Raw genomic sequence first — 12,370 nt, 5'->3', positions numbered from 1 at the left:
GCTGGTGGCGGTGGCGGAGCTCGTGGGTGTCTGGCGGCGGATCATCCTGGGGGAAGGCAAGTCCTGGGTGTTGTTCGAGCACGGGACGTGCGTGATCCTGGTAGACTCGGAGGGCGACCTGGCAGGGCAAGCGGTGGACATTCTCCGGGAGTATGGCCCGGTGCGCCCCGGCACGCCGTCGGGCGACTTCAACACGATCACCTTGACCGCGGCCCCGGGGTGGGCGGTCACCGGTCACCACCCCGACGTGCTCACCTACGTGGCGCCCGACGAGGTCACCACGCCGGACGACCTCACGGCGGGGCTCACCGGGCGCGGCAAGCGGGATCGGGACGGGCGCGAGCTGACGGTCGTGCACGTCGAGGACAAGCGGCCCGGTCGGGGTTAGGCGCTGCCTGGTAAGTCCGGTGCGCGGGTTTCGTGGTCCGCGTGGTGTCCGGGCGTGCGGGAGGCCGCGCGTACCGGGTTGTCCTTGGGCTTTCCGCACGTGCGGCCAGGGTCCGCGCGGGCGCGGATGGCGTGTGTCGGACCTTGCGGGACAGCACCTAGTCGCGTGCCTCCGGTGTTTCGGGGTGTCGTCGGGCGAACAGGAGCGCCTGCGGTGCCGACGAGTCCGGGGCGATCAGCAGGTGCGCCTCGATCTCGAACCCGGCTTCCCGGAGCCAGGCCGCCACCCGCTCCGGTGGCCTGCGGTGGACGTGCACGTTCATCGGGTGGCCGCCATAGCCCTGGGTCTTCAGGTGCGACTCGTCGCCGGTGTGGAAGCCGACCTGCAGGCGACCGCCGGGGCGCAGCACGCGGTGGAAGTGCGCGAGGACTCCGGGGATCTCGGCGTCGGGGATGTGGATCAGCGTCCACCAGGCCAGGACACCGGACACCGAGGCGTCGGGGAGGTCCAGGTCCGTCATCGACCCGACCTCGAACCGCAGGTCCGGGTATTCGCGGCGGGCCTGGGCGACCATCTCGGGTGACAGGTCGACGCCGAACGCGGTGACGCCGAGGGCGGCGAGGTGAGCGGTGACGTGCCCGGAGCCGCAGCCGACGTCCGCGACCGGGCCGCCGTCGACGCTCTCGGCGAACAACGACAGCGCGGCGCTGAGGTAGCGGTCCTTGGCGATGGCGCCCCGCATCTGGTCGGCGTAGCTCGCCACGACGGTGTCGTAGGACTCGCGGGTGTTGGCGAGCCAGTCGTCTGTCCGCATGTCAGGTGTCCCGGGTGTGAGTGGTCGTGGGGTTGGTGTTCGCGGGTTCGGCTCGGCGACGCCGGTATGGTCGTTCAACCACGCGAGGCAGTTGATGGCGAAGGTGTCGACCGGGGGTTGCTCATCGCGCGGCCACGCCACGGCGTGCTCCGCGATCCGGCCGGCCTGGCTGCCTCGTCGTCGCGGTGGTGCGCCGTGGTGAGTCGGGATTCGGGTTGGTCCGCCAGTGAACTCGACGGTGGAATCCTGAGGCGCCGAGCCCGTCGCGGCCGGGTGTCGCTCATGGCGTGGGGCGTTGGGTTCCCGCTGTCGGCAGGGGCGGCGGGGAGCTGACCGGTGCCGGGGGAACGAGGTTGACGTACCAGCGGTCGTCGTGGCGGTTGAGGAAGAGCCTGGTGGTGTATGTGGTGGTCGGCGCGTTCGGATCGTCCGCGGTGCGGATGGTGCCGGTGAGGTGGGCCGTGGACTGGTGGGGACCGGGGATTGGTGGGGACCGGGGATTGGATGTCCTGGCTCGTCACCCGCAGGTCGCGACCGCCGCGAGTGGCGAGCAGCGAGTCGACGGCGGTGGCCAGTTCCGGGTTCTGCTGCCACGCCAGGTCCGCGAGCGCGTGGGCGTCGTCGGTGTTGAGGGCCGAGACGTACGCGGCGACCGCCTCCTCGGCCGAGGCGGCGCCCGCGCCGGTCGGGGGTGCCGCGCCGGAACAGGCGGTCGCGCCGATGAGGAACGCGCCGGTGGCGGCGGACACCGCGGTCGGCCGCCACCCGCGTCGACCTCGTCCATCGCCGTGATGGGGTGGGTTGATCACGTGCTTCTCCCAGGTCAGGTGCGGTGGGCGTACCACGCGTCGCGATCCTTGCCCTGCGGCAGCAGCCATCCCCAGAAGGCGACGTTCCAGCGGTCGGAGGCGTGGTAGGTCAGGTAGATCTCCTCAGCGGCTCCCGCGGGCCCCAGCCTACCGGTCAGGATCATCGTGTGGTCGATGTTGTTCGGCTCGTCGCCCTCGTCCGGGTGGTCCCACTCGACCTGCAGGACGTCGGTGACGAGCATTTCGTACACGTTCGGGATGTGTGAGACGCGCTGGGAGTTGATGCGCGCGAAAACCGCCCAGTTGTGTGCGCCCGCCCAGCTGTGGGTCTGGTTGATCCAGTTGTACCACCAGTTCTCATCCGAGTTCCAGATGCCCAGGTCATCTTCCCGGCCGCCCACCTTCATGATCTGCGAGATGAAATTGGTGCAGTCGTTGCCCTGAGCGCGGTAGTCGTCGTTGTAGTTGTCCCAATACTGTTCGGCGTAGTTGTACATGGCAGGTAGTCGTAGGTCATCGTGATGCCCGCGGAGTTCGCGATTGGGCCGGAGGTATCCGGCTTGGTCGAGCCCGGGCGCTTGGCCGGGACCTCCGCGTACAGGGCGGGCGGCGGCCCGGCCCCCAGGGCGACCTCGGCCGAGGTGAGCGTCCAGATGTCGTTGACCTGCGCGAAGGAGAGCAGGTGGCGCACCTTGTACGCCTCGTACGCGGGCGCGTTCGGGTCGCCGTGCCCGAAGTACAGCTTGGTCAGCTCGGTCGCGCGCACCCGCGTGGCCGACCGTTCGGTCTCCACGGCGTCGATGGTGACCTCGACGTCGGACTTGGTGTACCCGCGCGACGTCGTGGTCAGCGTGAATGCCCGGACTTCGTCCAACTTCCGCGCTTGGACCGCTAAGCGACCGCGCAGCGCGTCCGAGGCGACTGCCACCGCGGACGCACCGAGGCATGCCGCCAACACTCGCTGAAATCTTCGTGTTTCTTTCCCCAGTTATCGATGCGAATACGGCGACGCCTGCCTGTGGCTGAATGGAAAGGTCGCCGCTCTCCGGTCCTGTAGGTTTTTCTCCTACTTCGCAGAAGCCTAGTGGTGCCCCGGAGGGCTGGACTCCGCCAATCGGGTAGCGGGAGGAATTTGCGTTCTCTGTCGCGAAAAGGGATCCGCCAAGTTTGTATTTGGTGCTCGGGGTGTCGAATAGTGAATAGGCGAAACGGGGGAAGTCGTCTGGAGCCGGGGTCGAGCGGCTCGATCGGTGGACGATTTGTCGGCTTTCGTCGGATGTTGGGGTGTGTGCCTGTGCGGGTGGGTGTGCGACACACACCCACGGACTTGACGGGGAGATGGCAGGTCGGTCGCTGTCCGGGGCAAGGCGTGTGAACGACGAAAAGCGGGGCGCCACCTGCTGGAGACAGGTGGCGCCCCGCTTGGGGGACCGGACGAGGTGGGCGGAGGAAGCGCGGTGCGGAGGACGGTGGTGGAGCAGGCAGGGGGATGAGTGGGGCGGGCGGCAGCGGGGTGGCCAGGAGGAGGCATTCGCGGGAGGGGATGTCGACGGCGTGTGGCAGATCTTGGTGATTGTGTTGGGAGACGGGTAGGCCGGTTGGACTAAGTGGACAGAGTGGGGTGCGCTGGGGGGAGGAAGTATTCGGGGGGAGCGAGGTGCCAAAGGCGGAGGGGGCGTGCGCTGGGAAGCGGAAGGGAAGGGGAGTGTTGGGAGGCGGCCAGGAGAGGAGGGCGAGTGTCGGAGGGCTGCCAGGGACGAGGCGGAGCAGGTGTGTTCTGGGGGAGCAAAGCGGGTGGGCCATGGCGGCGATGTCGGGAAGGCGGAGCGGGGGCGCCGCGAAGCGGTGGAGAGGTGGGGTGGGAGTGGCGGGGCAGGGAGGGAAGTGCTTGGGGGAGAGGCGAAGTGAGGAGGGAGAGCGGGGAGGCAGGGTAGAGCGGGGTGCGTTGGGGGAGGTGAGTCTGGGTGTGTTGCGGAGAAGGGGAAGGCGCGAGGGGCGAGGCAGGGAGGGCCAGGTGAAGTGGGAGGGTGAGGTGAGGAAGCAGAGCGAGGCGAAATGGCAGGGAGTGCGAGGTGAGGAGAGAAGTGGGGAAGTGAGGTGAGAGGGAGGGAGGGAAAACTGGTGATGGGGGAATGTGCTGGGGTGGATGGGGTATGGCGAGGATGGGCGGGGAAGGTGTTGGGGTGAGTGAGGTATGGAAGGGAAATGGGGAGGGTTGGGGCGGCGGCCGCCGGGGGATACGGCCGCCGCCCCGTGGGGACTAGAAGCCCGCGATGAGTTCCGTGCGGGGGACCGAGATGGCCAGGGTCGCCTGGGCGACCGCGTCGGCGTCGGCGAGGATCACGGAGTTCACGCCCGGGCGGATGCCCGCCGCGGTGACCCAGTGGACGGTTTCCGTCGGTACGCCGTAGGCGAAGCGGCGGGGGTGGGGGACTCTGCCCTTGCCCAGGACGTTGTAGGGGCGGGGGGATACGGCCAGGCCGCCGGTTTCGTAGTGGCCGCCGCCCGCGATGGGGATCTGGTGGAGGACGCATTCACCTCGTGCCAGCAGGCCTCCCAGCAGCGGGTCGGTGGTGGTGCGGATGTCGGGCTCGGGGAGCCTGGCCTCGATCAGCGCCGTCACGCGGACCGGGGGGCCCGGGACCTTCGTCGAGGAGACCAGGAACTCCGAGTCGTCCTCCGCCGGTTCGACGACCATGCCGGGGCCGACCACGCGCAGGACGCCTGCCTCGATCAGGGCGGTCATCTCCTCGATGCGGCTGACCGGCGGGCCGATCGAGACGAACGCGTTGAAGGGGGTGTACCAGCGTTGGAGGTCGTCTCGGTAGGAATCGCCGCTGAGGCCGCCGTGGTCCACCACCAGGCGGATTTCGTTGCGGAGGTCCCGCATGGCGTCGAGGGCGGACTTGAGGGGGCTGCGGACGTTGCCGCGCAACGCCTCCCGGATGTCCTCGCGGAGGTAGCCGGTGAGCCACTTGCGGTAGTCGTCCGCGTCGGCGAACTCGCGGTCGCCGTACGGCTTGGCGATCGCGTTCCAGTCCCAGCGGTCGGCCTCGGCGATGCCGAAGCGGTCCAGGAGGACCGACTCGGCTTCCGAGCGGGGCTGGTCGAAGGGCTCGCCGACCGGGGTGGCGGCGAACTCCTCCTCGCAGACCGCCCGGTAGCGGCGGGAGAAGACCTCGGCCTCGCAGACGCAGGACCGTTCGGTGACCAGCGCGGTGTAGTACACCGACCGGACCTCGCGGTCGATCAGCGGCCAGACCTCGGTGCGGAAGTCGGCCGGGCGGCCGCGTTCCGCGCGCCTGCGCAGGGTGCGGATCACCCACGGGGTCAGGAAGAGCGGCTCGTGCCTGCCGAAGGCGCCCTTCTGGTTCTCGCCGCGGGCGGTGTAGGGGACGCCGCGGCGGGAGCCCGCGATCAGCACCGGCTCCGCGCCGGAGGGGTGGTAGGTCAGCGATCCCGTGTCGCCGCGGGAGAAGCGGCCGCCGCGGCCGGTGGTGAGCAGGGCCATGTAGTCGAAGAAGTTCAGGCCCATCCCGCGCAGCGCCACCTCCTGCCCGGGCTTGAGGAACGACAGGTCGACGCCCGCGGGGTTGCCCGGCGGCACGTACGCCAGGTGGTGCCGGGCCGCGTACTCGGCCAGCGCGGTCTCCGCCTCCGACAGCATGCTGGGCACGTGCCCCTGGGTGAGCACGACCGAGTCCAGCCCGTCGAGCACGGTGCCGTCGTCCAGCTCCACCACCTGGCTGCCGTCGTCGGCGTCGACGAGGCTGGTGGCGGTGTTGGCGTGCAACGCGATCGTCAGGTTGTCCGGGGTGGTGCGCAGCAGGTGCCGTAAAACCCAGCGCAGGTAGTGGCCGTAGAGCGCGCGGGTGGGGTACGAGTCGGGGCCCAGCTCGCGGCACTCCGCGCGGGCCCAGTCGGGCAGCCGGTCCTCCGGGCCGAGGTGCTCGACGAAGCGGGCCCACTCGTGCAGGCTGGGGCCGGGCACGATCGGGCCCGCGCAGCTGACGGTCTCGTCGGCGAACATGGTGATCTGCGCGGCGACGGTGTTCATCAGCAGCTCGCGGGACTGGTCGGTGCGCCACACCGCGCTCCCGTTGTGCAGGTTGGGGTCCACGACGTGGACGGTGATCTCGCGCGACTGGCCCGCCGCGCTCGCGTGCAGTCGTTCCAGCACCGACAGCCCGCGCGGTCCCGCGCCGATGATGCAGATGTGGGTCACGGTGTCCTCCAGGTGGTGCGCCCGCCTACCCCGGGCGCGCGGGGTGCGGGGCGACGGCGGGTTGGCGGGGGTGGTCAGCGCTCGGCGAGGACGGCGTGGGCGCCGACGACACCGGCCAGCTTGCGGCTCAGGCCCATCGACAGCAGCTCCAGCTTGCCCATCAGCACGCCGAAGTCGTCGGGCAGCAGCGCCTGCTTGCCGTCGCACAGCGCCTGCTCGGGCGCCACGTGCACGTCGATGAGCAACGCGTCCGCGCCCGCCGCCGCCGCGGCCAGGGAGACCGGCTCGACCAGGGCGGGGATGCCGACGGAGTGGCTGGGGTCGACCATCACCGGCAGGTGCGAGCGCTGCTTCATCAGCGCGACCGCGGAGATGTCGAGGGTGAAGCGGGTGGCGTGCTCGAAGGTGCGGATGCCGCGCTCGCACAGGATGACCTGGTCGTTGCCCTGCGCCAGGATGTACTCGGCGGCGGCCAAGGTCTCGTCGACGGTGCAGCCGAAGCCGCGCTTGAGCACGACCGGGCGACCGGACTTGCCCGCCTCGCTGAGCAGCTCGAAGTTCTGCATGTTCCGGGCGCCGATCTGCAGCCCGTCGGCGGTGGCCGCGACCCGCTCCACGTGCCGGGGGTCGAGCACCTCGGTGAGGATCGGCAGGCCGGTGTGCGCGCGCGCCTCGGCCAGCAGCTCCAGTCCGGCCCACTTGAGGCCCTGGAAGGAGTACGGCGAGGTGCGCGGCTTGAAGGCGCCGCCGCGCAGGCCGACCGCGCCGTAGTGCTCGGCGACGTCGGCGCAGTCCAGCAGCTGCTGGCGGTTCTCCACCGCGCACGGACCGGCGAACACGTTGAGCGAGCCGTCGCCGACGGTCGCGCCGCCGACGCGCACCACGGTGCCCTCGGGGCGCAGCTCGCGCCTGCCGAGCCGGAAGTCCCCGCCCGCGGCGACGACGGCGACGGGCGCGACGAGGTTGTCGGGGGCCGGTGTCTCCGTGCCGGGACCGTGGGCGACGATCACGGGCGTCGAACCGAGGTGCTGGAGCGTGGCGGTGGTGCCGGTGGTGTCGAAGTGGTCCAACCACTGCTGGGTGGCGGTGGCGGGGGTGTCGACGGCGAAGCTGTACAGGGACAGACCGGACATGACGGGACCTCCGTGGGAGTGCGCGCGGCGGCGCGGGTGTGGGTCCGGACGGTGGCCCGCGCGTCAGGCGGGCCACCGTCCGGTGTGGACCTCCGCGCGCGGCCGGGAGCCTCGCGCGGTCAGGGGTCGTGCGATCCCGCGGCGCGTCCGCGTCGCGGGGTGCGTTGTTCGGTTGTCGGGTTCACCTGGCCTGATTCTGTTGTCGGGATTCGGTTGTGGTGGTTCTCTTGTGGGGTTCTGTTGTGTGTTTTCGGTTGTGGTCGTGCCGTGCTCAGGATTCGAGCGCGGCGAAGGACTTCGGGTCGGCGGTCGCACCGTAGGCGGCCAGGTCGGCGTACTTGTCCCGCAGGTTGCGCTTGAGGACCTTGCCGGTGACGCCGACGGGGAAGTCCTCGTCGGTGCGGGCCAGGTCCAGCGCGCCCAGCGTGAGGTGACCGGCGCGGGCCAGTTCCTCGTTGGCCAGCGTCAGCAGCTTCACCGGGTCGGGGTCGGTGCCCGGCGCGGGCACCACCACGGCCACCGGCACGACCACGCCGTCGCGCCTGCCCGCCACCACCGCGGTGTCGACCACGTCGGGCACGTCGGCGAGCAGGACCTCCTCCATGAACACCGAGTAGCCGGTGCGCTCGGGGGTGACCAGCGCGTCCACCGTGCGGTCGACCAGGAAGTGGTCGCCGTTGCCGTCGCGGTAGCCGTTGTCGCCGGTCAGCCAGTAGCCCGACAGGCGGCTGCGGTAGTTGAGGTCGTGGTTGTCCCAGTACCCGGGGGTGATCGCCGGGCCCCGGGCGGCCAGCAGGCCGACCTCGTTGTCGTCGGCGTAGGTGCCGTCCGCGCGCAGGATCGTCACCTCGGCGACACCGACCGGCTTGCCCGCGCAGCGGTCGTTGCGCTCGGTGTCCACCGTGCGGATCTTGAGCAGCACACCCCAGCCCAGCTCGGTCGTGCCGAGGCGGTCGAAGAACGCCGCCTGCGGCTTGTCCGCGCCGCGCTTGCGCAGGATGTCCTTGATGTGCGCCTCGTGCACGGCGTCCCCGATGGACACCCACACGTTCACCGAGTCGATCGCGCCCGGCTCCATGTCGAGCGACGGGATCTCGGAGTACGCGTGCGCGAAGGACATGACCGCGGTCGGCTTGTGGGTGGCCACCGCCTCGACCAGTTCCGCACCGGGCCGGTCGAACCCGGCCGTGGTGCGCGCCCCCGCCAGCACCGCGTACACGGAGTAGGCGATGCAGCCCAGGTGCGACTGCGGGAGGCTGGTCATGGTCATCGCGCCGGGCAGTTCCTTGTGGTCGACCAGCCGGAACTTCGGCCCCGCCACGAGCGAGCCGTGGGTGTGGATGGTCGGCTTCGGCAGCCCGGTGGTGCCCGAGGAGTGCAGGATCGTGATCGGGTCCTCGTCGTTGTGCCGGAACCGCTGGTCGGCGGGCAGTTCCGCCTTCGGCGGCGCGGGCACGTCCTCGACGAGCACCGTCCACGCCAGACCGGGCAGGTTCGCGGTGAGGTCGGCCAGGACGTCCATCCTGGGCCGGTTCGCGTAGATGCCCATCGGGGTGGTCTGCTTGATCAGCGACTCGGCGATCTCCCGCGACGCCTTCGTGTTGATCAGCACCGCGATGGCGCCGATCTGCGCGAGGGCGTACAGGTGCACCGAGTAGGCGAAGGAGTCCTCGATCCAGATCGCGACCCGGTCGCGCGGGCCGACGCCCTGCCCGAGGTACCACACCGACCAGCTCTGCACGAGCTCGTCGAGCTCCAGCAGGCTGAACTCCTCCTGGGGCTCGCCCGCGGTGTTGATGACCGGCCGGAGTGTTCGCAGGAACGGCTGGTCCGGGGCCGGGCTCGCGGCGATGGCGGAGGGGAGCAGGTTGCCGCCACCGATGGTGGCGTCGGCGGCCACGGCGGCGCGCTGCTCGGCGGTGAGAACGGTCGGGGCGAAAGTGGTCATGGGGTGTCCTTTCCGTTGGGGATGGGGGAGACCCTGCGGTCGGCAGGGGAATGGCTCAGGGGCCGCTCGGCCGGGGCAGGTCGAACAGCCGCGCGCAGTGCGCGCCGTACTCGGGCAGCCGCGACCCCAGCACCGCGCGCGCGTCCGCCAGCAGGTCGGTGAAGGCGTCCTCGCCCTTGGCCACCGCGGTGTCCACCGCCCGCGCGCCCGCCGCCAGTGCCGTGCGCGCGGCGGCGGCGTGCGGGTTCGCGGCCTGGACGTCCCAGTAGACCTCGGGGGTGCCTCCCGCGATCCGGGCCAGCAGTGCCAGCAGGGTCGCGTGCGGCGGCGGGGCGATGGTCGCCAACTCGTCGGCGGTGACCCCCAGTTCGGCCAGGGCCGCGCCGAAGGACAGCACCGCCGCGTGGGTCAGCGCCTGGCTCGCGGCGGCGAGCCGGTCGTGCCGCTCGGCGGTCACCGGGACCACCCGCGCGCCCGCCGCCTCGACCAGCCCCAGCAGCGCGGCCCCGCGCGGGCCGCCGCGCGGGGCCACCGCGGCCACCGGTCGACCGGCGAAACCCAGTGCCGGGGCGAACATCGGGTTCAGCCCCAGGAGCTCCACATCGGACCGGAGGTCGGCGGTCGCGGCGGCGTACCCGGACTTCACCGACAGCGTGTCGACCAGCAGCGCGCCGGGCGACAGCGCCGCGGCGACCCACTCCAGCGCGGCCAGGGCGACCGGCTCGGGCACCGCGAGCAGCACCGCGTCCGCCGCGGCCACCTCGGCCGCGAGCGCGTCGTCCGGCGCGGTGATGTCGCCGGTGATCCGGTCGGGGCCGGGCGCGGTGTCCACCCGGACGACGCGCGCCCCGGTGCCCGCCAGCAGGTCGACGAACAGCCCGCCGACCGCGCCCGCCCCGCCGACCACCAGGCACCGCCAGTCCGCGACCGCGGCGGCGAGCCCGTTGAGCGGTGTCACGCCGCGTCCTGCGCGTCGAGCAGCGTCCGCGACGGCCCGGTGCTGCTCAGCGCGGTGTCGATGACCGCGGTGACCATCGCCCGCGACTTGACCGCCGTCTCGGCGAACTCCTCCTCGGCGTCCGACAGCGCGATGATCGCGCCGCCGACCCCGAAGCGGACCCCGGAGGCGGTGGCGACCAGGGTGCGGATGACGATGTTGAGGTCGACCGCGCCGCTGAGCCCGAACCAGCCGATGGCCCCGGAGTAGACCCCGCGCGGCCCGTCCTCCAGCCGGTCGATGATCTCCATGGTGCGCAGCTTCGGCGCGCCGGTCATCGAGCCGCCCGGGAACGCCGCCCGCACGCAGGCCACCGGGCTCTGCTCCGGCCGCAGCGTGCCGCGGATGGTGGACACCAGCTGGTGCACCGGCGCGTAGGTCTCGACGTCGAAGAGCTTCGGCACGTGCACCGACCCGATCTCGGAGACCACGTTGAGGTCGTTGCGGATCAGGTCGACGATCATCAGGTTCTCCGCCTGGTCCTTCTCGTTGGACAGCAGGTCGGCGCGCAGCGCGGCGTCCTCCACCGGGGTGGCGCCGCGCGGCCGGGTGCCCTTGATCGGCTTGGCCTCGGCGACCCGGTCCACGCCGATCGACAGGAACCGCTCCGGCGACGCGCACAGCACCGACACGCCCGGGAAGTCCAGGAACGCGCCGTAGGGCACCGGGCTGATCCGGCGCAGGTGCGTGTACGTGCTCAGCGGGTCGATGCGCACGTCGAGGCTGATCTCGTTGGTGAGGCAGACCTCGTAGCTCTCGCCGTGGTCGATCTCGTGGAAGCACTCCTTGATGCGCTTGAGGTAGCCGTCGTGGTCGTGCCGGGCGGCGGCGACGCGGCGCACCTCCGGGGAGGTCATGTCCAGCCACCGGCTCGACTTGCCGGTCTCCCCGGCGGCGCGCGGCGCGCCCGCGACCCGGTTGCCCGTGACCGCCAGCCAGGCCAGCGCGTCCGCGTCGTTCCCGTCGAGGCTCAGCGCCAGCAGGTAGGTCTCGCCCGCGACGTGGTCGACGGCGATCAGCCGGTCGGCGAACAGCATGGCCGCGTCCGGCTCCTCGGCCTGGTAGACCGCCTGCGCCCCGGACTCGGCTTTGAGCTCGTAGCCCAGGTAGCCGATGTAGCCGAGGTTGAAGTCGAAGGGCACGCCCTCGGGCGTCGGCACCGCGCGCTGGGTGAGTTGGGAGTCCAGGTACTCGAAGAACGGGGACTCCACAGTGGACGTACCGGTCGCGGACTCGACGGTCACGGTGCCGGTGGCGAGCCGGTAGCTCAGGTACTCCGCCAGCGGACCGGAACCGTCGCCGAGGAAGGAGAACCGGGACAGGCCGCCGATCACCGAGCTGCTGTCCAGCCAGAACGGGTGCTTGCCGCTCGCGTACAGGTCGCGGAACAGCGCCTCGGTGTCCGGCAGCGCGGAAACCTTGCGCACGTGCACCTGGTAGCCACTGCGGGCGTTGTGCGCCAGGGCCAGGTCGCGGAAGTTGGCGAGCAGCTCCCGGCCGAACTCGCTGCTGATCGACTCGGGGTGGAACTGCACGCCCCAGATCGGCTTGCTCCGGTGCCGCACCCCCATGACCAGCCCGTCGGTCCAGGCGATCGGCTCCAGGTCCGCGGGCAGCGAGTCGGCGACCAGCGAGTGGTAGCGGACCACCTTGAACGGCGACGGCAGCCCCGCGAACACGTCCACCCCGGTGTGCTCCACCGGGAACACCCGGCCGTGCACCGGTTCCGGCGCCAGGTCGACCGACCCGCCGAACAGGTGGCAGATGCCCTGGTGGCCCAGGCAGACCCCGAGCACGGGCAGGCCGCTCTCCAGGATGGCGCGGGCGCTGACCCCGAAGTCGGCCTCGACCGCGGGGCGGCCGGGACCGGGGGAGACGACCACGGCGTCGAACTCGTCCAGCGGGATGGCGTCGAAGTCCACGTCGTTGCGGACCACGGTGGGTGCCACGCCGTTGACCTCGCCGAGCAGCTGGTACAGGTTGTAGGTGAAGGAGTCGTAGTTGTCGATCAGCAAGGTGCGCACGGTGGCCGCCTTTCGCCGCGGGTGGGGCGGGT

General features: G+C 71.3%; 10 protein-coding genes. 2 read left to right on the top strand and 8 right to left on the bottom strand.

Going from position 1 to position 12,370, the window contains the following annotated elements; all coding sequences use genetic code 11:
• The first annotated feature begins 4 nt into the window (after positions 1–4).
• On the top strand, positions 5–388 hold the full coding sequence (locus tag CLV40_RS23265; RefSeq protein WP_245931498.1) for a hypothetical protein: 384 nt from the start codon (positions 5–7) through the stop codon (positions 386–388).
• Positions 389–545: 157 nt separating this feature from the next.
• Here the strand turns inward: CLV40_RS23265 and CLV40_RS23260 are convergent, their stop codons facing one another.
• Positions 546–1,202 carry a class I SAM-dependent methyltransferase gene (locus tag CLV40_RS23260; RefSeq protein WP_104481090.1) on the bottom strand — a complete coding sequence of 219 codons (657 nt, stop codon included), beginning with the start codon at positions 1,200–1,202 and terminating at the stop codon, positions 546–548.
• Between the two features lie 504 nt (positions 1,203–1,706).
• On the opposite strand from CLV40_RS23260, the gene CLV40_RS37400 reads away from it, so the two are divergent.
• Entirely contained in the window at positions 1,707–1,994 is a 288-nt protein-coding gene (locus CLV40_RS37400) for a hypothetical protein (RefSeq protein WP_146108193.1), read from the top strand.
• A gap of 31 nt (positions 1,995–2,025) precedes the next feature.
• Here the strand turns inward: CLV40_RS37400 and CLV40_RS23255 are convergent, their stop codons facing one another.
• The 7 genes from CLV40_RS23255 to pabB all read right to left on the bottom strand — a co-directional run bounded on the left by CLV40_RS23255 (position 2,026) and on the right by pabB (position 12,338).
• A complete protein-coding gene (locus tag CLV40_RS23255) occupies positions 2,026–2,508 on the bottom strand; it encodes an amidase domain-containing protein (protein WP_104481089.1) in 483 nt (160 codons plus the stop codon).
• Positions 2,415–2,939 (bottom strand): hypothetical protein, encoded by a 525-nt coding sequence (locus CLV40_RS37395; protein WP_146108192.1) that lies wholly within the window; start codon positions 2,937–2,939, stop codon positions 2,415–2,417. Before CLV40_RS37395 ends, CLV40_RS23255 begins: the two co-directional genes overlap by 94 nt.
• A gap of 1,332 nt (positions 2,940–4,271) precedes the next feature.
• Entirely contained in the window at positions 4,272–6,236 is a 1,965-nt protein-coding gene (locus tag CLV40_RS23240) for an FAD/NAD(P)-binding protein (RefSeq protein ID WP_245931496.1), read from the bottom strand.
• Positions 6,237–6,310: 74 nt separating this feature from the next.
• Complete coding sequence (aroF, locus tag CLV40_RS23235; RefSeq protein WP_104481086.1) at positions 6,311–7,369, bottom strand: 3-deoxy-7-phosphoheptulonate synthase; 1,059 nt, start codon at positions 7,367–7,369, stop codon at positions 6,311–6,313.
• 271 nt (positions 7,370–7,640) lie between these two features.
• Positions 7,641–9,317, bottom strand: coding sequence for a class I adenylate-forming enzyme family protein (locus CLV40_RS23230; protein WP_104481085.1), 1,677 nt, complete (start codon positions 9,315–9,317; stop codon positions 7,641–7,643).
• Positions 9,318–9,372: 55 nt separating this feature from the next.
• A complete protein-coding gene (locus CLV40_RS23225) occupies positions 9,373–10,275 on the bottom strand; it encodes a prephenate dehydrogenase dimerization domain-containing protein (RefSeq protein WP_219824078.1) in 903 nt (300 codons plus the stop codon).
• Positions 10,272–12,338: an aminodeoxychorismate synthase component I gene (gene pabB / locus CLV40_RS23220; RefSeq protein ID WP_104481084.1), complete on the bottom strand. Its 2,067-nt coding sequence runs from the start codon at positions 12,336–12,338 to the stop codon at positions 10,272–10,274. Before pabB ends, CLV40_RS23225 begins: the two co-directional genes overlap by 4 nt.
• Positions 12,339–12,370: the final 32 nt, after the last annotated feature.

It is taken from the genome of Actinokineospora auranticolor (genome assembly GCF_002934265.1).
Classification (GTDB): Bacteria; Actinomycetota; Actinomycetes; order Mycobacteriales; family Pseudonocardiaceae; genus Actinokineospora; species Actinokineospora auranticolor.
This window is presented reverse-complemented; position numbering and strand designations above follow the sequence as displayed.